This window comes from Legionella jordanis (assembly GCF_900637635.1).
Classification (GTDB): Bacteria; Pseudomonadota; Gammaproteobacteria; order Legionellales; family Legionellaceae; genus Tatlockia; species Tatlockia jordanis.
In genome coordinates this window covers 2,789,160-2,813,232 of record NZ_LR134383.1, presented here as the reverse complement: position 1 = coordinate 2,813,232, position 24,073 = coordinate 2,789,160, and the positions used below count along the sequence as shown (strand labels likewise).

The following is a 24,073-nucleotide window of genomic DNA, read 5'->3' as shown; positions in this document are numbered from 1 at the left end:
GCAGGCGGTGCCCAATTTGATATTTTGGGCTAAGATAGTTGTATTGTTGTGATATAGGTATCGAAATGGCTGAAGATTTATCCCCTGAAGAGCTTGCCAGAGTTGCTGAAGAAGGCCGTAGGCTTCTGGCCGAAGCACAAAGTGATCCCGTCGTTTTGCTTGAACAGCTTTGGCAAATGTTGTGGCGGTGGGGCTATTTTGAAATCTTTATATTAAGTCCGACGATTGATGTGATATCGCCACCCATTGTTATCAAACCAGAACTGCTTCCCGATGGCAATGGCTATGAATTTGTCTATCCCATTCACGATTATGGCTATCGATTAGTTGCTTCGAAAGCCGAGGATATGTATAGCGCTGGTATGTCCAATTGCAAGTTATTTTATACCATTGAAAAAATGGTCTATTTGCTGATAGAGCGTTTGAAAACAGGGGGCATCAGTGAAGAAACGGAAGTGCAAATTTCTTTTGCAGGTCATGAGCTTGCGCAACGAAAGGCCTTTGAGTCCATCATTAATTTAAACTACAATGTGGTTGTCACAAACTTTGACCCAGGTGCATGGGGAGAGCGCTATCTGCGGAATGTTAAATTCCTGGCGGATAAAGGCTATGGTTATCCTCCAGAGTCACCTCGAGAAACATTCAGGCAACCCCATGGAACGACACCAACCTTCAGGCGTTGAAGCTTTCCATGCTTGCTGTTTATTATTTGAAAATCATTTGCCCGAGGTCTGTAGTTCCATGAAGCGCTTGCAATTCAACTTTTTGCTCGAGGCCTACTATTTCACCAATTGAATCATTCAGAATAAGAAGAATGTTATTTTTATCTTTAAGTGTATTGTCATTATAACCGGCCAGTGTTTCCAGGTTTTCCAAAGACATTTCGCGAATCGCTTCCTCAAGTTGAGCCAAGGTTCTTCTATCAAGAGTGCCAAAATCAGTAAATCGTTTGATTAATAAATCACATGCTTCTTGATATTCTTTTAACTCGACCTCATGTTTGAATTTTTCCCATTTTTTTGGATTATGATCCAATTGGCGTTTTTCCATTTGCCCATGAAATTCTTCAATCAATTGGGCGCATCGTTGAAGTTTATCCACTGTTATATTTAAAGTGAGGCTTGAATTAAGGGGAGGTCTGCTACTCAATTGAAAAATATTTTGCAAGAGCTTGGCTTGTTTTTCGGTTTTTAAGGTCAACAGCAGAGATAAACTGGAGTTCTCAAGCCAGCTATATCTAAGATCAATTTGCTTGGATTTAGGGATCTCATGATTAAGTAATTGTTTAAAATAATGAAGCGTTTGCGTCGGGTAAGTTTCTTTTAAACGCGGTAAAGTCTCCAAATCGAAAACGGCTTTATTAAGCAGCATTTCTTTTTTATGCAGATATTGTTTATCCACTTCCTTCATGAGTTGTGCTAACTGTTTTTCAGTCATTGTACAACGAAGCCCTTCCTTCGTTTCTTGAGAATCAAGGTACAACCTGTCTCTAAGCAGGGTCTGTATGCTTTTGTTTGTAGTGGTTAAAATATAGGAGCCGTCTTGTTGTCGACTCAATTGGAACGGGGTTCGTTCTTTCGGATTTGAGATACGAAGATGATTAAGTATGGCTTCGCCATCGTGCGACAAAATAGAGCATGGTGCGATGATTTTTTCTAGTTTATCGAGAAAATTAACCTCTTGTCGGCTTAATGTTAAACGCTGCGCAAACACATCGAGAATTTTTTTATTGTTCTCGGCGGCTTTTTGAGTCCAGTTATCCAGGAGAAGCAGGTATCCATGCAGTTCCTCATAAGGCATTTCGCTGCTTAGGGATTGCGAGATTAAATCCAGCTTAATTTCAGCGAAAAACAATTCATAAGGGCTTAACTTTCCTGCACTAAATTCAATGGCCAATTTGTCAAGCTGTTGTTGGAATGGGCTGCCCTCTTCACACTGACCTCGTATTGGTGCTACGCGCTGCAACAGTATTTCGGCAGTTGGTATCCGTTCCTGAATGCGGTACAGTTCTTGTCTTAAACCAGGGTAACTTTTGAGAACGTCTTCGCTTGGATTCTCTCCGGTGACCATTTTTTTCCAGATGTGCACGCCCATCATACGATCGGCAAGCTCGGTGTCATAAAAAATGCTGTAATTTCGATACATCAGATGTCGAGCAACGCCAAGCCCTCCCTCACTGCGAAGAAATCCAGGTGCTCCTGAGCCGGGGTTATGGAAATTAAAATCATCCTGGAGACTGTCGCATACGCCATCACCATCATAGGTTTTACCATAGTCAAAGCCATAATAAGCTTTGCTCGCATAGCCTTTGTTCTGTGCTTCTTTGCCAATGCCATCGCGATCGCCAATGGCAATTCCGAAAATTAAGTTTTTGGCTAATCCTGGAATGTGTTTGGAGCGCTTTAATGAAGCTTTGGGATCTTCGACCAAAACACCATTCCAATCGGGTGCATGGCCGCCATGGAGAAATTCTTTTAACTCACGTAAATCATTTTTCCAACCGCAGGCGAGGATCGCGTGGGGGCCTTTGGGACCCTTCAACCAACGAATCTCCTGTTTTTGGTTTTGCTCACTGAAAATCCCAGCCATACGGGTGCCGACGAATTCTCTTAAGGCCTCAACATTTACTTTTTTGCGGTCTTTTCTGGCACCACTTTCGGCATAATCCATTTTGTACAGCCAGGCACTCAAATTATTATTTTCTCGGACGGCTCCCTTTATTTGCTCACAAAGAACAATGATATTGGGATCTACTGCATTTTTTGCATGGGGCCTTGGTACATGAGTATTAATAAAACTTGCAAAGGCAATTTGTTTGGCTTTCAAGCCGTCAGCTTTTGCAATTAGACCCAGTAAAGAATTGAATGCTGCAGCCAAAGCTTGCTTATCGCTATTGGGTAAGGGCATTTGAACAAGTTGCTCAAAAAAAGCCTCGTCCAAATCAATGGCTCTGAAACCAGGCTCAACACCGCCCACTTTTTCACCATAGCAAAATTGCGTAAGACCAAACATGGTTCCGAGGCGGCTTAAATCTTGTTTCTTTAATAAAGCCATTTGACCAGGAGCAGCATGTTTATCAATGCTGTCTGCCGATGGGGAAATTTTTGCGCTTCGAACTTTCTCACTGCCTAATACCGGTGCACTATGGGAAATTTTGCCTGCTGCTGTGGTGCTGGATTTTGCCTTGGGCAATAAACTGTTCGTGTCCTCCTTGCTTAATGCGCTACCCATCATATGGGAAAACATCCTGAAAATAAGTCCATCCTGTTTAACTTGATAATTGGGTCCTTTAAGGAGTTTAACGCCAAATTGATTGTCGCAAAAATCAAAAATTGCCTTAGCCAGCTTACTGCCTTCACCATGGCGGCTTATAATGATGTTGTTCCATTCACCAGCCAATGCATCAAGTAGGGTAAATATTTTGGCATCCGGGGATAGCTTTGCATCACTACTTATGCTGGCAATTTTTTTCCTTAGGCTCTCCAGTGATTTTGTACGTTTCGTCTCAAAATGGATGCGTTCAAAATTAGCAATCAAACTATGGTAGTTTTCCTCAAACTCTTTGGAAGTTATGGCTCTGGCTGAATGACCCTCAGCTAAAAAATGCAGGTAATGGCTGGTAAAGCGCTCATCTAAACCATAGCTTCTGCCGTCTTTGGATTCTTTAAAACCTTCCTTATCAAGTTGCATCGCTTCAAAAAAATCCTCACTAATTTCTAAGTTTTCAAGAAGCAAACGATACATGGCATTGCGAAGAGAAGCCGAGCTGTACAAGGCATTGCTAATGGCGGTCAATGGGGTGGCGCCATTACTTATGCCCGAAATTGGAAAGTTCTCATCATTTACTAAGTTATACAAGGCGCGGTAACCGCAACTCCAGCCGTCTTCTTGCGAATGCTCAGAGACTATATTGAGCGTTAAATCACTCTCTTGGACATCTGGAAAGGCTATGTAGCGTTTGGTAGAGCCGTTTACATGTGAGATTTCATCATAATTTATGGCCGACTTTAGGATGAACGCCACATCCTCGCCTGCGGTCATGGAGTCGCGGTAATTAATTTCAATTTTTGCACTGGCAGGGTTAACCGTTATTATGGCTTGTGTCCAGTGGGTTCCCTGGCTTCTTATAGAACCGCTAGAACCGCAGTTAATCAATAAGGGGATGCTATAAGGCTGGTCGCTATCTGCATGTTTTAGCCGCTCAAAGTGCAAGATCATGCCAATGTCTTCGGCGTTTAAACGGGTAATATGGACTCGATCTCTAATGCCAAGTTTGTTTAACGCCCTTTCTAAGTCAACATCAGCAAGCCATTCAGCCTGGCCAAGCTCGGCATTTAAAAATTTTTCAGCTATGCCCAAATTTGCAGCTTGAGCATGGAGAGCTCTAAGAGAAAGTTTGCCTGTAAGCTGTTTAACAGCAATAAGCTGTAGGTGAAATTCCTTTTTATTAACAGGCAATGCAACAGGGGGATTATCCTTAGAAAATTCAACTAAAGAATCCAATAGGTTTGACAGTGCTTCAAAGTTCTTCTGGTATTCCATACGGGTTCCCGCATTTTCACTGCCAATAGCGGCCAAAGACAGTTTGTCGTCCTCAAGATTAAATAAATAATCAAGGATATTAGCCAATTCCCTATAAAGTTCGGGCTGAGTCATCCAGGCTTCATCAAATCCCTCAGGAAATCGATGCTTAAGGTAAGCTTCTATGATGCGTGCTTTCTTTTCTTCCTGAAGAAGGTTGTACATTTCGTTTGAAATTTTCATGATTTATCCTTAAACCCAAAAGGAAAACAATCAGGTTTTTCATTTCTCTTAGAAATACTTTAATCCCTTATAATTAAGCAAAAATTAACCAAAACGTAAAAAAACAGCAAACAGTTCTATTTATAATTATCGTCTAAGATTGCTTATTTTTAATGCAATGTAATAAACAAAATAAGAAATGGGCTGATTTTTGCTCAATAATTGTTTACAATAGCAGGTCTTGGACTGCAGCAGAGGCTACATCTTCTATGGGACAGACAGCAGCTCTTGGAGAGGTACAGGACGGCACGATTTTCCCCGTCAAACAGCAAGATGGAACCGTAATTCATTATTTCTGTGACTACTCAGAGTTTTTAGGTGAGGGAAGTTCTGGCGACATTTACAAAGCCTACCCTTGTATCCTAAAGGATAACAGGGTTATTGATACTGCCTGTAAAATGAATAGGGCAGCTGTCCAATTGGACTCCCAACATCCTGTAGCCATTAAAATCTATAAAAATGACCACAGCCCCTCCCCTTATCGCTTGAAGCAAAATAGCATTCTTTTAACAATCAACGATAGGCTCATATTAATCATGCCTTACATTGAGGGCTTCAGCATCAAGCCTGAGCTTAATGAAAACGTCGAAATTAGAACAATGAGCTTTTTCCAAGCGGTGGATCTCGCCTGGCAATTAATCATCAGCCTAAACCAACTGCATTACAACAACAGCAGCGGACCGCCAACCGTTCATGGAGACATCAGTGGTGATAACATTAGAATCCGCTGTATCAATGGCAAATACGAAGCGCATTTAATTGATGATGATTTCAATAAATTGATATTGCCTACCTCTCAAATAGCGCAAGGGACACCGGAACATTTAGCGGTTGAAGTATTAGACGGGTTTTATTCTGAAGCAAGTGATTTTTATGCCTTGACCCCCATCTTGTATAGTCTGTTTGGTGCATTCAATCCCTTTAAAAATATTTTAAAATTTCGAGAAAGCCATCGGTCTTTGCCGGGCAATGACTTAATTCGTTTTTACAATAGAATCGGCTTTTGTGGTGAGGGTTTATTTGGGCATTTTGAGCCAAAACCCCAGCAATACATTGCCCAAATGCTAAGTTCATTTCTCAAACAAATGAGTGCTGAACAAAAAGACAAAAGACCTTCACCGGAGGCAATTCTTGAGTTTTTTACGGCACTTAGACAGTACTGTTTATTTGCAAGTGTCTTGGAATCTACTGCAATTCATCAAATTCGAATGGCCATCGCTTCTCAGGACTTAAATTGGATGAACAACAGCAATTTGCGAGCACTATTTTTTAACTTGGATGATAATGTTCAACATCGGCTGATCCAATTAATGTGGCCTAAAGCATGCCGACAACTGATTTTGCTGTCTTCAGCGAATGAGCGAATACCTGAGCTTGTGCTTAAAAAGGCTTTAATTGATGTCTTGAGGCAACTTACTTTAAGCGAAACTGCAGGTTGGCCCTTTCTGTTTCGCCAAAATCTACCGCATCAGGAGTTAAAATGGCTCTTATACTGTTTTGAAGAACATAGAGATGATTTTTTTTCATCGAAGGGACGACAGTTCATAAAGACATTGGAAAACTTAAAGCAGCCTGATTTGAAACCCATTATTGTTGCAGTTATTGCCCGAATAAAGGAAGGGCAACCCATTCAATATGAAACTAAAAACGTGGCGAGCTTGGCAGCGGTCTCCTAGTTTTAGTACTTAAGTATTCTGGTTTTAGTCCAACAACTTAATAAATACTGAGGGTGTTTGCCAAAAAGCACAGCGAATACTGTGGCCGGCAAAAGTAACAGCAATCTTTTCACAACCTGTTTAAAACCTAGAACATCAGTCTCACTGATTAATTGCAGACGCCATGCACGCATGCCAATCGTTTGGCCGCAATACCGCAAGGAAATTGCATAATAAGCAAAGGTTAAACCGAGCAAAGCGGACTGGTAAGAGTGAGTCCCGGGGGAAATGGCTTGACCTTGGGTACCGATCAAACAAAATGCCGTGAAGGCAAAAAATAAAGCAATCAAAATCAAGAAATCATAGACTTGCGCAGCAAAATAGCGAAACATTACTTTCTACCCCTTTCATCAATGGCTTTTCTACTTGCGGCCACCTGCTCCAAGCAATCCATGTAAACTTTACTTAAATCCAGACCAAAACATTCACTGTCTTCCAAATTCTCCCAATGTCCCTCCTCATAGGCAATAACAACATCGAGGATTTTTCCTAGAGGGCCCTTTCTGGATAATAAAGCTAATTTGATTTCATTGGTTAAGGTAATTTTATCAATTAAATTAGCAAGAGGGCTATCCATTAAACTGTCCAATACAGACAATAATCCTGCAGTGTAAGCACTCTGGGCACTAAGCTCAGGTTGGGTGGAGGCCAATTGATAGGCCATTTGTGCTCTAATTAAACCAGATTCAACAATTTCCAGTGGTTTATTTGAAACGTTAGTCATAGACAAGACCATAACCCAATTTTTTAAATTGAGGATCCCGAGCCTTACCACTGCTTGCTGGATGGATTCAATGTCCTGATAGCCTGAGAAAGCAACGGAGTTGGCCACTTTTAGTAATTGATAACTGAGCATGGGATCCGTTTGGATTAAATCAACAATGGAATCAAGGTTAGTATCTTGTTGCTGTAGTTTGGTAATCAATTCAAACAAGTTGAGTTTGCTTGCTGCAATTTCCGTTTTCTCGGGAGCGGTCGGATGAAACAAAAAATCACCACAAAAAAAATCCATTCCCATCATTTTGCAACGCTCAAAACTCTCAGGATGACTTAAATCATAAGCAATGACTTTACGCTGCTTCGCTTGACTGTAGGTGACCACTTTGGAAACATTGGCCGCGGCCATTAAATGCTCGCTAAGGGCGATGTAATCCGCAAAATTGAGCCAGGCTAATTGCTGAGGATTGTCAATAAGTAAGGCTAAGCGATAATTGCAGGCCTCAATTTCTTCCCGGGAGCAACTCTGGTTGATGTCTCCTGCATGCAATTTTAGCACCACGGGTTGTTCGATAGGCAGCTCAGGATGTTCCACTAAAAATTTAAGTGCGTAGGGAACGAACAAGGGCATTTCCTTGGGTGTGGTGTGCTGAATTTTAATGAAATATTGGTAAATTTCCTTACTTTGTTGTGCTTGCTTGTCTGCAATTAGCTCCATGCCAGCGCATTTCAAGCGTTGATCATAAATAGGGCGCTTTATGAGCATGGCTAATTCCCTTTAGTCTTTTTATAAAAGCATAGTACGGGAATAGTAAGCTCGCTAAGAAGGGATCAGTTTGAACTTTGCGTGGAAAATACAGAGTGATATACTGCGCAGGTTTTTCGTCGAGGATAGATAAAATTGCTGATGCCAATGGGTAATTAGCTGTGACTCGCAAAGGGCTATTATGCTATATTTGACATTTTTTCTTAAGGACAAATTTGACAGTGAATCAAAAAAGACCAATAAATCTTGATTTAAGAACGATGAAATTTCCTCCTATGGCAATCGCCTCGATATTACATCGAGTGTCCGGCGTTGTTCTTTTTTTGTTAATGCCAGTCATGCTGTATTTTTTGGCCATGTCCATACAAAGTCCAGAGTCATTTGCAAATCTACAGAACAGGCTTGCAAATCCCAGTTATAAACTGGTTTTATGGGCTTTTAGTGCTGCTTTTATTTACCATCTGCTCGCTGGCATTCGCCATATGATTATGGATATGGGATTTGGTGAGGATTTGCGGCCCGGACGTCAAAGCGCCATTTTGGTTATTATTTTGGCAATCATTCTGACACTTCTTCTAGGAATCTGGATATGGTAACCAACATTACAAGTTTAACTGGCAATGGCTTAAAGGATTGGTTGATTCAACGGATTACGTCTGTTTTTTTTGCCATTTATGTTTTATTCATTGTGAGTTTTTTATTAACTCATCCGCAACTTAATTTCGCCGATTGGAGTGCATTATTTCATCACGTTGGCTTTAAGGTGGCGAGTTTCATCGCATTGTTTGCCCTTAGCTTGCATGCATGGATTGGAATTTGGACAGTAACTACCGATTATGTAAAAAATACGGCGACAAGATTGACGATTCAAATGTTGGTTGTCCTATGGCTGCTTGGCCAGCTGGTTTGGGGTTTAATGATTTTGTGGGGGCAATAACATGGCAATTGCACGTAATAAGTTTGACGCAGTAATTATTGGTGCTGGTGGTGCAGGAATGAGGGCTGCTTTGCAGTTGGCCAATTCTGGATTGAAGGTTGCATTATTGTCAAAAGTCTTTCCAACCCGTTCTCACACCGTTTCGGCGCAGGGTGGCATTACAACTGCTTTAGGCAATGCTCATGAAGACGATTGGCGCTGGCATATGTATGATACCGTCAAGGGCGCTGATTACATCGGGGACCAAGACTGCATTGAATATTTATGTAAAACTGGACCTGAAGTGGTTTATGAGCTTGAACATATGGGATTGCCATTCTCTCGAATGGAGAATGGTCGAATTTACCAACGCCAATTTGGAGGCCAATCCAAAAATTTCGGCGGCGAGCAGGCTGCACGCACCTGTGCTGCAGCAGACAGGACGGGGCATGCTTTATTGCATACGCTCTACCAACAAAATATAAAAGCACATACCCATATATTTAGTGAATGGTATGCATTGGATTTTGTTAAAGATGCACAAGGGAGAATCGCTGGTGTGACGGCAATGTGCATTGAGACAGGAGAAATCGTTTTTTATCAAACACGAGTTTGTATTCTGGCCACCGGTGGAGCAGGGCGCATTTTTCAATCCACCACCAATGCACACATTAATACTGGCGATGGTTTTGGTATGGCGCTGCGTGCCGGCATCCCTCTGCAAGATATGGAGATGTGGCAATTCCATCCTACCGGCATCGCTGGTGCAGGGGTATTGGTTACTGAAGGCTGCCGTGGTGAAGGCGGTTATCTGATTAATAAAAATGGCGAGCGTTTCATGGAGCGTTATGCTCCCAGGGTAAAAGACTTAGCCTCACGAGATGTAGTCGCCCGTTCGATGGCTCTTGAAATTCGAGCAGGTAACGGCTTTGATCCTAAAGGCGTTGATCACGTCAAGTTGAAGCTTGACCATTTGGGCGCAGATCTGATTAATTCCAAACTGCCTGGCATTCGTGAGCTATCATTAAAATTTGCCGGTGTCGATCCAATTGTTGAACCGATTCCTGTAGTACCAACTTGCCATTACAGCATGGGCGGGATTCCTACAAATGTTCATGGACAAGTCCTTACGAGACAAAATGGCGCAGACCATATAATTGAAGGTCTCTATGCTGTTGGTGAATGCGCATGCGTATCGGTCCATGGTGCAAATCGCCTTGGAGGAAACTCCCTGCTTGACCTTGTGGTCTTTGGTCGTGCTGCTGGATTGCACGTGGAAGAGTTATGGCAATCCAATCATTTACCGGATATGCCTTACATCACTGAAGATGATATTGATGCTTCATTGGCACGTTACTATCGCTGGGAAAACTCCAGAGATGGCGAGAGTCCAACCACTATTCGTGATGAAATGCAACGCGTTATGCAAGAGGATTTCGGGGTATTCCGCACGGGTGAGGTTATGGAGAATGGCCTGCACCGTTTACAGGCTTTGCGCGAGAGGTTAGAGCATGCAATGCTTCCTGATAAGAGTAAAATATTTAATACTGAGAGGGTAACGGCGCTGGAACTTGATAACCTAATGGCTACTGCCTATGCGTCTGCAAAATCGGCATTAACCCGCACTGAAAGCCGTGGAGCACACAGCCGTGAAGATTATCCGGCCCGTGATGATGAAAACTGGATTAAACATACTTTGTATTTTGAACAAGATGATGGCATTGACTTTCGTCCTGTAAATACATCACCAAAATACGTTAAGGCTTTTGAGCCAAAAGAACGCGTTTACTAAAGAGGATATACCCGTGGCTGATACAAGAAATCTGTGCCTGTCCATTTATCGCTACAATCCAGAAGGCAATGTGGAGCCGTATATGCAGGATTATGAGATTGCAATTCCTGCAAAAAGCGACCCTATGCTATTGACTTTACTTGAGCGTATTAAGGCCGAACAGGATCCAACACTGTCCTTTAGACGTTCCTGTCGAGAAGGAGTTTGCGGCTCGGACGGCATGAACATTAATGGCACGAATGGCTTGGCTTGCGTGACCTCTCTTTCTCAACTGAATACCGACAATGTTGTCATTCGGCCTTTACCTGGGTTTCCGGTAGTTCGGGACCTGGTGGTGGATATGACGCAATTTTATCAGCAATATGAGCGTATCGAGCCTTACCTGCAAACGGATGTTGTCGCGCCAGCTCGCGAGTATTTGCAATCCCCTCAAGAACGTGCGCAGCTGGATGGCTTATATGAGTGCATCTTGTGTGCATGCTGCACCAGTTCCTGTCCCTCATTTTGGTGGAACCCAGATAAATTCGTCGGGCCAGCCGGACTTTTACAAGCACGACGCTTTTTGGCGGACAGCCGTGATACAGCCACACAACACCGATTGGATAAACTGCAAGATCCATTCAGTGTCTTTCGTTGTCGTACAATTATGAATTGCACGAATGTTTGCCCGAAGGGACTCAATCCGACAAAAGCAATTGCTGAAATTCGTAGGCAAATGCTGACTCAGGAAACTTGATGATTAGTTCATGTTGCTTTTCTAAGTTAAGCAACAGCCCTTTGGAGAAAAAAGTATGAGCGGTAGTGATCTGCAAAAGCAATGGGCTTCTTCCTATTTGTCAGGTGGGAGCATGGCCTACGTTGATGGACTTTATGAAGACTATCTTGCCAACCCTCACTCTGTCCCAGCAGACTGGCGTGAAGTTTTTGATTCACTTCCAAAAACGGATGCTGCAGTAAAAGAAATTTCCCATCGAGAGATTCGAGATTATTTTTTACACAATGCAGATAAAAAAAGGATTGCGGCTCCTGCTGAGCTTAGTGCAGACAGCAAGCAATACCAGGTTGCACATTTAATTAATGCTTATCGAGCCCATGGTCACCATGCCGCAAGACTTGATCCTTTGGGAATGGCTGAACGCATCCAGGTACCCAGTTTGGAATTGAGTTATCATCAGCTTTCCGAAGCTGATATGGATAGACGTTTCTTTGCAGGCAAATATTTTAATGGCGCTCAAATGCCCTTGCGTGAAATATACCAGGCACTTAGGGATACCTACTGCGGCAGCATTGGCATTGAATATATGCACATTTCGGACAATAAGGAAACGGAATGGTTGCAGCAAGTTATCGAGCCGGTAAGGGGCCGGCCTTCCTTTAATGAGCATAAGAAGCTCGAGATATTAAAGGATTTGATTGCTGCCGACGGTCTCGAGCGCTACTTAGGTACACGGTACGTCGGGCAAAAACGCTTCTCCTTGGAGGGAGGCGATTCCTTAATCCCCATGATGCAAGAATTGATTCGCATGGGTGGTAAAAACAGCGTTAAAGAAATTGTTATTGGCATGGCACATCGAGGCCGCCTGAATGTCCTGGTGAATGTTTTAGGTAAGGAACCCAATCAGCTGTTCCAGGAATTTGAAGGCAAAATAAAATCTGAGCTTACTGGCGATGTGAAATATCACATGGGTTTTTCTTCCAATTTAAGAACAGAAAATGACGACATTGTGCATGTGGCTTTAGCATTTAACCCTTCTCACCTGGAAATCATTGGCCCTGTTGTCGAAGGTTCGGCGCGTTCTCGCTTACGAAGACGAAATAATCTGGATAAAAAAGATCAAGTTGTTCCCGTGGTGATTCATGGTGATGCTGCTTTTGCAGGGCAAGGCGTGGTTATGGAAACCTTTAACTTTTCGCAAGCTCGAGGGTATTCTACTGGTGGAACGATTCACATAGTGATTAATAACCAAATAGGTTTTACCACCAGCAATCCTTTGGATGCACGTTCAACTTTATATTGCACCGATGTCGCCAAGATGGTTCAGGCTCCGGTTCTTCATGTAAACGGAGATGATCCAGAGGCCGTTGTTTTTGCTACCCAGATTGCCTTTGAATTTAGAATGAAATTTAAGCGCGATGTGGTGATTGATCTCGTCTGTTATCGTCGACACGGCCATAATGAAGCCGATGAGCCCTCAGTGACCCAACCGGCCATGTATAAAAAAATTAAATCCATGCGCCCCTTGCGTGACTTATATGGCGAAGAACTGATTAAGCAAGGATTAACCACACAAAAAGATATTGAACAACTCAGTGAGGAATACCGCGATCGGTTGGATAAAGGCCAGGCTGTTGTTGATATTGTTCACGGGGATTATGAAGGGAAGATGTCTATTGACTGGACTCCTTACCTCAATGCCAAATGGACAGACAAGGCCGATACCACGATTTCCCTTGAAACCATTCAAGAGTTATCACAAAAACTGCACAGCTTGCCTGATGGTTTTGAGTTGCACCCGGTGGTCAAACGATTATTAACAGAACGCCAAAAAATGACTGCTGGCGAATTGCCCATGAATTGGGGTTACGCGGAAACAATGGCCTATGCAAGCTTACTCAATGAAGGCTATGGAGTTCGCTTATCTGGACAAGATTCGGGCCGAGGGACGTTTGCTCATCGTCATGCCGTGCTGCATGATGTGAACTCTGGTGATACCTATTTGCCATTAGAGCAAATTGCCAGGGATTCCCGTTCATTGGCAATCATTGATTCTGTCTTGTCTGAAGAAGCTGTTTTGGCTTTTGAATATGGTTATGCCTCTTCGGAGCCGCAATCTCTGGTTTTGTGGGAAGCCCAATTCGGGGATTTTGCCAACGGTGCACAAGTAGTTATTGATCAATTTATCAGCTCAGGCGAACAAAAATGGGGGCGACTGTGCGGTTTGGTCATGCTGTTACCTCACGGTTACGAAGGACAAGGGCCAGAGCACTCCTCAGCCCGCTTGGAACGTTACATGCAGTTGTGTGCCCAGCACAACATTCAGGTGTGTACACCAACGACCCCAGCGCAGATGTTTCATCTATTGCGCCGCCAAATGATTAGAAAATTCCGTAAGCCTTTGGTGGTGATGACCCCAAAAAGCTTATTGCGCCATAAATTGGCCGTTTCTCCTTTAGAAGATCTCAGCAAAGGCAAATTTCATACGGTCATACCTGAAATTGATGCACTGGAGCCGAGTGAAGTGACAAGAATTGTTCTATGCTGTGGCAAGGTTTATTACGATTTGCTGCAAAAACGTCGCGATGAAAACCTGAATCACATTGCCATTATTAGAATAGAACAATTATATCCTTTCCCGAAAAAAGCGCTGACTCAGGAATTAAACAAGTATCCCCAGGTCAAAAAAATCATCTGGTGTCAGGAAGAACCACAAAATCAAGGGGTTTGGTTCTCTTCTCAACATAACATCATTGATTGCTTGCGAGCAGACCAAACCCTAAGTTACGCGGGAAGAGAGTTTGCTGCCTCACCCGCTGTGGGAAGCCCATTATTGCATGCACAGCAACAGCAACAATTGGTTGAGCAGGCATTGTTGGATTGATTGATTAATAAAATATAACAGAAAGAAGGTATAATTATGTCTACTGAAGTCAAAGTACCTGCCCTCCCTGAGTCGGTGGCCGATGCTACTATTGCCGCTTGGCATAAGAAGGTTGGCGAGAGGGTTACTCGTGATGAAAACCTCCTCGACTTGGAAACAGATAAAGTCGTTTTAGAAGTACCTGCTCCAGTAGATGGGGTGCTTGCGGAAATCTTCTTTAAAGAAGGAGACACAGTCGAATCAAGCCAGATATTGGCACGCATCGATGCTTCAGCTTCTGCCGAAGTCCAGCCGGCCAAAGATGAAAAATCCAGCGCCGAGGAAATGGGCAAAATTCAGGAAGAAGACAAAGCGGCAGGACCTGCGGTAAGACGAATGCTTGCAGAACATAATCTCCAACCAGGGCAAATTACGGGTTCTGGTAAAGATGGTCGTATTACTAAAGAAGACGTACTGGCATTTATTGAAAGCAATCGTGAAAGAGCCAGTAAATCGTCAACAGAAACACGTCCACAACAATCCGAGCAACCTGCTCCCATGGGTGAACGTGAGGAAAGACGTGTGCCTATGACCAGGCTCAGGGCCAAAATTGCTGAGCGGTTGGTGCAAGCCCAACACAATGCCGCCATGTTGACCACGTTTAACGAAGTTAATTTGAAAGCGGTCATGGATTTACGCAACCAATACAAAGATCATTTTGAAAAGAAACATGGGGCAAAATTGGGCTTCATGTCTTTCTTCACCAAAGCCGTTGTCGAAGCTTTGAAGCGATTCCCAGCGGTGAATGCCTCCATTGATGGCCAAGACATTGTTTATCATGGCTATTACGACATTGGCATTGCAGTATCTACCGAGCGTGGCCTGGTTGTTCCGGTCCTTCGCAATGCTGATCAAATGAGTATGGCTGATATGGAGAAATCCATTGCAGATTCAGCATCCCGAGCACGGGAAGGTAAATTGGCATTGGAAGAAATGCAGGGCGGTACGTTTACCATCACTAATGGTGGCGTTTTTGGTTCTTTGCTTGCAACCCCCATCATTAATCCACCACAAACCGGAATTTTGGGGATGCACAAAATTGAGGAGCGTCCCATCGTTGAAAAAGGACAAATCGTTATTCGTCCAATGATGTATGTCGCGCTTTCTTACGATCATCGACTAATTGATGGCAAAGAATCCGTGCAGTTTTTGGTCGCGGTTAAAGAACTGCTTGAAGATCCGGCCAGATTGTTATTAAACGTTTGAATTTCAACAATTTAACCGCAAGACCCGCATGGCCGGGTTTTGCTTTTTTAAGGTGCTAATGATGAATTTACATGAATATCAGGCCAAGGAATTATTTGCCAGCTATGGATTGCCCGTTCCTAATGGGCAAGTGGCTTTTAACGTTGACGATGCCATTCAAGTTGCCAGCCAGCTTTCAACAGCAAAATGGGTGGTTAAAGCTCAGGTTCATGCCGGCGGACGAGGCAAGGCAGGCGGAGTTAAAATAGTCTCCAGCAAGGATGAGTTGGCCGCAGCCGCAAAAGCCCTACTGGGCACTCGTTTGGTCACTTATCAAACGGATGCGCATGGTCAGCCTGTCAATGCTGTGTTGGTTGAAGAAACCTGCGATATCGGCCGCGAACTGTATTTAGGTGCTGTGGTTGAGCGTTCAAGCCGGCGGGTAGTCATCATGGCTTCCACTGAAGGTGGTGTGGAAATTGAAAAAGTCGCCCATGAAACACCAGAGAAAATTTTTAAAATTACCGTTGATCCTTTAGTTGGTGTTATGCCCTTTCAATGTCGTGAACTGGGTTTTAAGTTGGAATTGAATGAAACTCAAATTAAAGAATTTACCAAAATGCTGATGGCTTTAGGTAAAATGTTTGTTGAGTGCGACTTAAGCTTGCTTGAGATCAATCCTCTTGTCGTCACGAAAGATGAGCACTTGCTCTGTCTCGATGGCAAAATCAATGTGGATGCCAATGCCCTTTACCGTCAACCGAAGTTGAAAAGCATGCGCGATACAACTCAGGAAGATGAGCGTGAAAATAGGGCAACCGATTGGGAACTGAATTACATTCCACTCGATGGCTCTATTGGTTGCATGGTGAACGGTGCAGGGCTTGCCATGGCAACGATGGATGTTATTAAGCTCCATGGCGGTGAGCCTGCCAATTTCCTTGATGTTGGTGGTGGTGCAACCAAAGAACGCGTTAGTGAAGCGTTTAAAATTATTCTTTCTGATAAAAATGTAAAGGGTATTTTAGTTAATATTTTTGGCGGAATTGTTCGTTGCGATCTTATTGCCGAAGGGATTATTGCGGCAGTCAAAGAAGTGGATGTCAAAGTGCCAGTTGTTGTACGTCTTGAGGGTAACAATGCGCAGCTCGGTGCTGAATTGTTAAATAAAAGCGAATTGAACGTAATTGCAGCGAATGGTCTCACGGATGCTGCAAAGAAAATTGTGGCGGCTGTTGCCTAATTAATGACCAGTAGGCTCTCATGTTCACATGAGAAGCTTTCTTTCTGACAAATTTTGAGGCTAGTAATGAGTGTATTAGTAAATAAAGAAACAAAAGTGATCTGCCAGGGATTTACGGGTAAGCAGGGGACTTTCCATTCTGAACAAGCGATTGCCTATGGCACCCGTATGGTTGGTGGGGTCACACCTGGGAAAGGCGGGCAAACACATCTGGGTCTGCCAGTCTTTAATACAGTGCGAGATGCTGTTAAAGAAACTGGGGCTGATGCCAGTGTTATTTATGTTCCTGCCCCATTTTGCAAAGATTCCATCCTTGAAGCTGCCGATGCCGGGATTAAATTAATAGTTTGCATCACCGAAGGAATTCCTGTTCTGGACATGCTCCAGGTCAAGGTATATTTGGAAAACAATAGCGATGCCAGACTGATTGGTCCTAATTGCCCAGGTATCATCACCCCTGGGGAGTGCAAAATTGGGATTATGCCAGGGTCTATCCATTTACCTGGAAAAGTCGGGATTGTTTCGCGTTCTGGTACCTTAACCTATGAAGCCGTTAAACAAACCACCGACAAAGGCTTTGGTCAAAGTACTTGTATTGGTATTGGAGGGGATCCCATCCCAGGCACTAATTTCATAGATGCTTTAGCTTTATTTGAACAAGATCCACAAACTGAAGCCATTATTATGGTCGGTGAAATTGGTGGTTCCGCAGAGGAAGAGGCTGCTGAGTTTATCAAATCCAATGTGACAAAACCTGTAGTCTCTTACATCGCTGGTGTAACTGCACCACCAGGAAGACGCATGGGGCACGCTGGCGCTATTATTTCTGGCGGCAAGGGTACAGCGGCTGAAAAATTTGCAGCGCTTGAAGAAGCAGGAGTAAAAACCGTACGCTCACCTGCTGATTTAGGTGATGCGATAGCCGAAGTAACTGGCTGGTAATGAAAAGTTAGCCCTTAAGCCACTCGCCTAAGGGCTAATACTGCTATTTAGAGCAAACGCTATTCGTTTCGACTCAAAAGATGGAACTTTGTTTTATTGTTTAAATTTTTTCTTCATAAGCTCATCGAAAAGGGCCTTTTGCTGGGTGGTAAGTTCCTTTCGCCGCATGGCCATCATTTCTTCAATCGTACCTTGGATACAATCCGCAGTTAAGCGATCAACAATTAAAATGCCTTGTAGATGGTCGATTTCATGCTGTAAGACGCGGGCGTAAAAACCCTCTTCAATCGACTCATGAAATTTTCCTTGTTCATCATAAAAACGAAGCTGAATTTGTTTAAACCTAGGTACTTTCCCGGCTTTGCTGCTGACCGAATAGCAAGCTTCAAAATCCTCAACCTGTTCTTCAGGGTTAAGGGCTTGGTATGAGGGATTAATAAGAATATGCATTGGGTATTCTTTAACATGGTCTCTCAACAAAGCGGCTTCTTCAGGAATATAGATGGCGACGATTTGCTTATCTTGGTTGACTTGAGGAGCCGCAAGACCCACTCCTCCCAATTGAAACAGCTTTTCCTTCATGCCAGCAATCAAACAGCTGTCTTCGTGGGTTAAAGGAAAATGGATCTCCTGAGCTTTTCTTTTCAAGATGCCAGCGTGTGTACTTTTTTCCAGAGTTACAATATCTAGGGCCTGAGTAGACGACATAATCCACCACCACATAAAAAATAAGACACAGAATCTTAACTTAATATTGATCATTGCCGCCAGGAATAAATATTATAGAACTGGAATGGCTGGATTATTATTTAGCGTGGGCTCAGAAGCTACTGCCCTCGGCAAATCATAAGAGCGTTCGTTATTGTTACCACTAAAGAAGCCAAAATGGCGCAAGGTTCTATTGGGATTGGGGGGATTTTTGGCTGCTTCGGTCAGTCGTTCAGTGATGATTTGATTCTTAGCGGTATAAAAACCCAGGGTATTGATTAAGGAAAGTAGCCATTGAGCAATCCAGGAAAAGCTCAGTGTATTGTAATGACGATGAGCCAGCATTTTAGGTTTAAAATCAGATTTTTCTACACGCTCGCGGATTGCAGACAATCTTTGTTCCACGGTTTTCGGACTGCTTGCTAGCTCTTTGAGCTCATCAATAAGAAGTCGTTTACTGCTCAGGGTATGTTCATCTTCAAAAAAATCACTTCCACTGGCAATTATGTTGTCCTTTTTACTAATGTAAACTTCAAATTCAGCAAGAGAAGCTCGGATTGCTTCCAATTGAAAATATTTTTTATATTGTGCACGAGCAAATTCACGAGTCTTGGCTTTTAACAGCTTTTCAATTTCGGCATTAATGTCTTGGGAAGATTCAAGTAGCAGAAGATCATCTTCTTTCGTTAACAATATATATTCTTGCAACAACTTTTTGTATTCATCACGAGTATGCAACAGACCAATGTATTTTGAAGTAATAATCTGGAATTGCTTCTCATAAGCCTTTTTCGTATAAGTTTTTATAAACTGAGCATTGGCTTCTTCCTGCTTTAACTTAAGCTCCTCCAGATAGTCTAGGCGCTCTTTGGCTGAGTCAAATTCATATACAGCTGAATTGTGTTGGCCTCTATAATAGGAGAGTACCAAACTTACAAGCTCTGTGACATTAGTTAATCCTGGACGAGACTGAGGTTGTGTCCTTGCATCTAAATTGTTTTGCCCATTTGAATTGCTGGCTTCTATGATTTCAGGGATGGCTTCAGGCATAGATAAAACTGAGCCTTCTGTCGGCGGTTGTTCCTCATGCGAGGGCAATTCATGATTGTCATTGTCTGTGGACAGCGGAGGGTTGGATTGCGAACCAAGCGCTGACCCCGTCTCTTCTACAGAGTCACTTAGCTGATATCGTTTTAAAAGAGTCTGGAAAAACGTCTCCACGCTCTCATCTTTTTTGGCCACTGCCTCAGGGAGAAAATGAAGTGTTTTACGCATGTGCATGAGTAAAGGCAAGGCTGTTTCAAACAGTTTAGTCAATCGCTCTTGCGCCAGTTCCTTAATCAATGGGTTTGAAGCGACCCAGTGTTTTGCATTTAAATCCCGGAAATGATTAATTTCCTCAAGTAAATTACTGAGTAAAAGATAACTGTCTTGAGTGGATATATCAGGGTACTTGAATCTGGGATTATTCAACTCCTGTAGTTTGATGTTAACGGATTCAACAATGAACATTTTCCCTTGAGCAGCTTGTTGTCTCTTTTGAGCTGCAACCATACGATGAGAAATTGGAGCCAGAGTGCTTATTAAGCCAATTTCCTCTTGCGAAGAAAGCTGAAGGGGTTCCAATAACCCACGATAGAATTCATCCAGCATCGCTTTCATAGGATCGGCCAACAATCCAGGTTTTAAGCCCAATTTTTCTTCCCAGGCGTCTGCTTCAAGAAGAATCCGTACAAAAAGATCTTCATTGAGTTCTTCCAAATGGGAAAGGGCGGCACTATGGGATATTGTGGTAAAGTCTTTAAGCTTTTGCTTAAGCTCCTTATATAAACTATACATGGTTGGAGCTTCAAGAAAGAGTTTAAAGTAGGAGTTTGACTCTTCAATAATCCGTTCAATATTAATGCTGGCTTGCTTGGCCCGTTTGTCAATGTGTTGCTTTGTCTCTTCCAGTAAATGCTTATTATTGAGCGCCGCTTTAATATGCTCGGGAATAATCATGAAAGTGTGTAAGCTGTACCACAAACCATTGTACCTAACTGCTTTTTCTTGTTCAGGAACGGCTTGCAAGTGTACTTCTTCGCTTGCGACAACGTAGGTCTCTTGTTGTTTTTTAAATGCAGCGTAAATAGCCAATGCTTTTTCTTTTAACTCCCCAGCCAGAATGGCGAAATGTTGGTCTGTAGCTAAACCCTTGGCTAAATTGAATAATTCGTCGGCATGGTTCTTAGCTTGTATCAAATGACTGACATAACGCCATTGTGCGCTTGTATTGTCCAGGCTTTCAAGCTCCAGACATATTTCTTCTAAATGATAAAGGCTGTTGAAAAGACGTTTGAGCGCAATAACCTGACTTCTCTCAGCCAAAATTAATTTCCTATCCTCTAATTCTGGGAAGGGAATGCCTTTGCTTTGGGGTTGGAACTGCTGTTTGAAAGTATTACTAAAGATGTCGGTTAATTTCTGCAAAGACGAGCGGTAATCTGCAATGGCCTTTGAATATTCAGTGTGCTTTAGGACAAAGTGAGCCCGTTTGTTTTCGTGCTCTTCCACTTTGGGTTGCGAACTTTCGACCGCCAAGCTGTACTTGCGTTTAGCTAAATTTTTAAAGACCTGTGAGTTGCTCTTTAAGTTGGATGCCAAAAAAACAAGCTTGCTGTTTAATCTTCTAATGCGCTCATTGCTAAAACATAGAATAGAAAGTGGTAAGCGTCGGGTCTTGATAGACAATAAGGGTGTTTCGGACAATTTAGTAATGATGGCCGCATCTTGATGTGCAGCTGTCCGCGGATTACCAAGGAAGGTGCTTAAAAAATAAGGTTGAATTAGGGCGTAAGCCCGACGTAATTTTGCCTTTGTTTCAGCGTCAGGAATTGCCGACAAATTTGGATCATTCTTTACATAAGCTGAAAATTCAGTCCACGCAGCTTGCACCTCTTTAAATTTGCAGCGTTCAGTTGAGTAGTACTCATACAGTTTTCTGCTTTGTTCAGCGCTAAGTTGCTCAGGGTTTGCGACCCTGATTGAATCTGCGGTGCTATTAAATTGAATAAGGTTTGGGGGTTTAGCCTGGGGGTCTAAGCCTAGGATTATTGCTTCATTGATACAGGGGATTTGAGATGGGGTGTGAGGGAAAACTAATGTATTGTCCTGGACTGCAGCGGTAATGATATTTTCATTTAATTCCACATGGAACAAATGAGTGGCTTTTTCTCGTGCTAATTTATTTTGTAATTCTTCTTTTAAGCCAAGAAGAGTGGTGAGAGCCAAGGCTCCTGGCTTCCTTGTAACCCAATTATAGGCTCTCGAGATTTGCCGTCCCCAAGTGTTTTCGCTGGCCAGCTCTTGTAAAATAGCGGCCGCTAATTCTGGGTCGATGGCTTTGATGTAGGGGTGGAGAAACCGATATTCCCTCGCTAAACTGGTTTTAACCTCGGCAGGTAAGTTAAAAACTGAGTAACCTATAAAATTTCTATTCTCAACGATAGAAAAAAAATCAGAAAAAGCCTTTTGATCAATGGCATTTTTATGCAAATTCCACTTGGCACTGGCAATTCTTTGTCTTGTCTGAGCAAGTCTGCATTCAATAAAGCCAGGATTCTCAAGGCTTAATAACTCTTCATCTCCCATTGAAAAATCAACGATTTTAGAAGCATACATCCCCAACAATTCATACCAGGGTTTAATTTTTTCCATTAAAGGTCTGGATAAAGTACCAGGGTTTAGCAAAGCTTGATCTTCAAGACGGTCAATCAATTGAAATAAAATCGGTAAATACTCATATTTTAACTGACGCAAATTATGGCGTACGACAATCTGGGACGATTCATTCATATAGCCAATCTGTTCCAGCGTGCTCATGGATAAGGTAATTATCTGCCGGACAATTTTTATATAATTTAGAGCTTTAAAAGAAACAATAATGTCGCCACTTTGGAGGTTCTCAATAGATTTTAAAAGTTTAAAAGCGGCTTCTTGCAACTCTTCCAGTTTGGCTTTATCCATTGTAGGCTGAAAAGTCGAGATTTGGGGTGCCAACTTTTGTAGAGAAAGCGTCAATTGTTGTATGTAGCCAGGTAGAACAGCCCCAAATTGGGCTAAAAAATCGTAATCGAAATTACCACCATTCGGCGTCATTTGGTCTATGGCTACACCGCTAGCCCAACCCGTATTGTACGGTATTTGGTAATCTTTCAGCTTTGTAGACCACTCAAGAGCACTATTCTTTTGTTCATCCGTGTAGGCTTCGATTATACTGAGCACTTCCAAGGCTCGTTGTTGAATATTACTCCCCAGGATTTCAGTAAAATCTATATCAAGGTTTGTCAGCAATGAGCTGGCCTTATAGCCATGCTCAATGGTTTTAGAGTAGAGTTTTATTAAATCTTTAGGTGCATTCTTAAGACTTCGTAGATCAACGGATTGCAAATCTTCGAAAGCCAATTGTGCATGATAGAGGGCATTTATAACTTGTTTGATTTGAACGATTTGTTTTGGTTCTTCTGCAAAATCCGTAAAGGGTTCGCCTTCCTTATTCACTCTGTTGAAGAAGATTTTGGCTTTTGGACTGAAGTAGGGATGTGAGAGAGAAGAAATAAATTTATCCCTGAGATCCTTAAGAAATTGAGCGATGTTACGCTCTTTAAATTCATCCAATATTTGTAGGTATCGTTCAAACATGCTTTTTTACTGCATATTAAGACCCGCCTATAGTACCTGATAATTATTAAGAAAACATTAAGAGAGTTCATTTTGATAATGTAAAATACATTTCTGGTAAATTTTCGCAACAAAGGTTTTGACATGACTCATTGGCAGACTTTGGCAGATATTCGTCGGGAATATGGGGATTTATCTTTATCAGAAGATCGCATTTCTCCATCACCATTTACTCAGTTTAAACAGTGGTTTGAAGAAGTTGTACCCTTAGAAAAAAGTGATCCAACGGCTATGGTTCTTTCAACCGTGGATGAACGAGGATTGCCTGATTCAAGAGTGGTCTTACTGAAAGGCATGGAGCAAGAGTCGTTTATTTTCTATACAAATTATGAAAGCAGTAAAGCATTGCAACTGGCCAAAACCCCTTATGCAGCTTTAAATTTTTATTGGCCACAGCTTGCTCGTCAGGTCCGCATCCGCGGACGCGTAAAACGGACTAGTTCTAAACAGTCAGATTCTTATTTTTCTTCCAGGCCGATAACAAGCCAATTGAGTAGCATTGCTTCCGCCCAAAGCCGTCTTATTGCCAGTCGCGAAGTTTTGGAGAAGGCCATTAATGAACTCATTGAACAATATGGGCAAAAGCCAATTGTTCGCCCCAAAAACTGGGGAGGATATGTGGTTATTCCTGATGAATTTGAATTTTGGCAAGGACGAGATAACCGCTTGCACGACAGAATTTGCTACATCAGAGAAAAGGGTGAGTGGAGCCATTGTCGCTTGGCACCATAAATGCATTGTAAAAATCAAGAATTTGAGTTGGGGAAGTGGAAGCAAATTTTGTGAAGAAAGAGTAAAAAAAACACAGTAAAGGGCATAAGTGATTTAGTAGTCGTAAAATGATGGTTAGCGAAGTGTTTCAGGAATTGGCACACTTCAATGCTTAAAATAACAACAGCGACTTAGAAAGGATGCGAAGAGAGGGTATC

At 42.6% G+C, this 24,073-nt stretch carries 16 protein-coding genes; 11 read left to right on the top strand and 5 right to left on the bottom strand.

Annotation, left to right across the window (positions count from 1 at the left end; genetic code table 11):
• Window positions 1-65: 65 nt before the first annotated feature.
• Window positions 66-683, top strand: coding sequence for a hypothetical protein (locus EL203_RS12780; RefSeq protein WP_058471850.1), 618 nt, complete (start codon window positions 66-68; stop codon window positions 681-683).
• A gap of 22 nt (window positions 684-705) precedes the next feature.
• Here EL203_RS12780 and EL203_RS12775 read toward each other — a convergent pair whose 3' ends face one another.
• Complete coding sequence (locus tag EL203_RS12775; RefSeq protein WP_058471851.1) at window positions 706-4,764, bottom strand: hypothetical protein; 4,059 nt, start codon at window positions 4,762-4,764, stop codon at window positions 706-708.
• 248 nt (window positions 4,765-5,012) lie between these two features.
• Between EL203_RS12775 and EL203_RS12770 the strand changes: the two genes are divergently transcribed.
• On the top strand, window positions 5,013-6,479 hold the full coding sequence (locus EL203_RS12770; RefSeq protein WP_058471852.1) for a protein kinase domain-containing protein: 1,467 nt from the start codon (window positions 5,013-5,015) through the stop codon (window positions 6,477-6,479).
• A gap of 2 nt (window positions 6,480-6,481) precedes the next feature.
• Here the strand turns inward: EL203_RS12770 and EL203_RS12765 are convergent, their stop codons facing one another.
• Together EL203_RS12765 and EL203_RS12760 are read right to left on the bottom strand one after the other, a co-directional pair.
• Window positions 6,482-6,850 carry an RDD family protein gene (locus tag EL203_RS12765; protein ID WP_058471853.1) on the bottom strand — a complete coding sequence of 123 codons (369 nt, stop codon included), beginning with the start codon at window positions 6,848-6,850 and terminating at the stop codon, window positions 6,482-6,484.
• Entirely contained in the window at window positions 6,850-8,001 is a 1,152-nt protein-coding gene (locus EL203_RS12760) for an EAL and HDOD domain-containing protein (protein WP_058471854.1), read from the bottom strand. Before EL203_RS12760 ends, EL203_RS12765 begins: the two co-directional genes overlap by 1 nt.
• Before the next feature lie 221 nt (window positions 8,002-8,222).
• Between EL203_RS12760 and sdhC the strand changes: the two genes are divergently transcribed.
• The 8 genes from sdhC to sucD all read left to right on the top strand — a co-directional run bounded on the left by sdhC (window position 8,223) and on the right by sucD (window position 17,717).
• A complete protein-coding gene (gene sdhC, locus EL203_RS12755; protein WP_058471855.1) occupies window positions 8,223-8,597 on the top strand; it encodes a succinate dehydrogenase, cytochrome b556 subunit in 375 nt (124 codons plus the stop codon).
• Window positions 8,591-8,938, top strand: coding sequence for a succinate dehydrogenase, hydrophobic membrane anchor protein (gene sdhD / locus EL203_RS12750; protein WP_058471856.1), 348 nt, complete (start codon window positions 8,591-8,593; stop codon window positions 8,936-8,938). The genes sdhC and sdhD overlap by 7 nt, the downstream gene beginning before the upstream one ends.
• Window position 8,939: 1 nt before the next feature.
• Window positions 8,940-10,709, top strand: coding sequence for a succinate dehydrogenase flavoprotein subunit (sdhA, locus tag EL203_RS12745; RefSeq protein ID WP_058471857.1), 1,770 nt, complete (start codon window positions 8,940-8,942; stop codon window positions 10,707-10,709).
• 13 nt (window positions 10,710-10,722) lie between these two features.
• A complete protein-coding gene (locus tag EL203_RS12740) occupies window positions 10,723-11,445 on the top strand; it encodes a succinate dehydrogenase iron-sulfur subunit (RefSeq protein WP_058471858.1) in 723 nt (240 codons plus the stop codon).
• Between the two features lie 55 nt (window positions 11,446-11,500).
• A complete protein-coding gene (locus EL203_RS12735) occupies window positions 11,501-14,308 on the top strand; it encodes a 2-oxoglutarate dehydrogenase E1 component (protein ID WP_058471859.1) in 2,808 nt (935 codons plus the stop codon).
• A 36-nt stretch (window positions 14,309-14,344) separates the two neighbouring features.
• Window positions 14,345-15,553, top strand: coding sequence for a 2-oxoglutarate dehydrogenase complex dihydrolipoyllysine-residue succinyltransferase (odhB, locus tag EL203_RS12730; RefSeq protein WP_058471860.1), 1,209 nt, complete (start codon window positions 14,345-14,347; stop codon window positions 15,551-15,553).
• A gap of 61 nt (window positions 15,554-15,614) precedes the next feature.
• On the top strand, window positions 15,615-16,775 hold the full coding sequence (gene sucC, locus EL203_RS12725; RefSeq protein ID WP_058471861.1) for an ADP-forming succinate--CoA ligase subunit beta: 1,161 nt from the start codon (window positions 15,615-15,617) through the stop codon (window positions 16,773-16,775).
• A 66-nt stretch (window positions 16,776-16,841) separates the two neighbouring features.
• Window positions 16,842-17,717: a succinate--CoA ligase subunit alpha gene (sucD, locus tag EL203_RS12720; RefSeq protein ID WP_058471862.1), complete on the top strand. Its 876-nt coding sequence runs from the start codon at window positions 16,842-16,844 to the stop codon at window positions 17,715-17,717.
• A gap of 93 nt (window positions 17,718-17,810) precedes the next feature.
• Here the strand turns inward: sucD and EL203_RS12715 are convergent, their stop codons facing one another.
• Window positions 17,811-18,425 (bottom strand): peptide deformylase, encoded by a 615-nt coding sequence (locus EL203_RS12715; protein ID WP_058471863.1) that lies wholly within the window; start codon window positions 18,423-18,425, stop codon window positions 17,811-17,813.
• Between the two features lie 72 nt (window positions 18,426-18,497).
• The gene (locus tag EL203_RS12710; RefSeq protein ID WP_058471864.1) at window positions 18,498-23,105 is read right to left on the bottom strand and encodes a hypothetical protein; all 4,608 of its coding nucleotides are present in this window, start codon (window positions 23,103-23,105) and stop codon (window positions 18,498-18,500) included.
• A gap of 123 nt (window positions 23,106-23,228) precedes the next feature.
• Between EL203_RS12710 and pdxH the strand changes: the two genes are divergently transcribed.
• Window positions 23,229-23,876: a pyridoxamine 5'-phosphate oxidase gene (gene pdxH / locus EL203_RS12705; RefSeq protein WP_058471865.1), complete on the top strand. Its 648-nt coding sequence runs from the start codon at window positions 23,229-23,231 to the stop codon at window positions 23,874-23,876.
• Window positions 23,877-24,073: the final 197 nt, after the last annotated feature.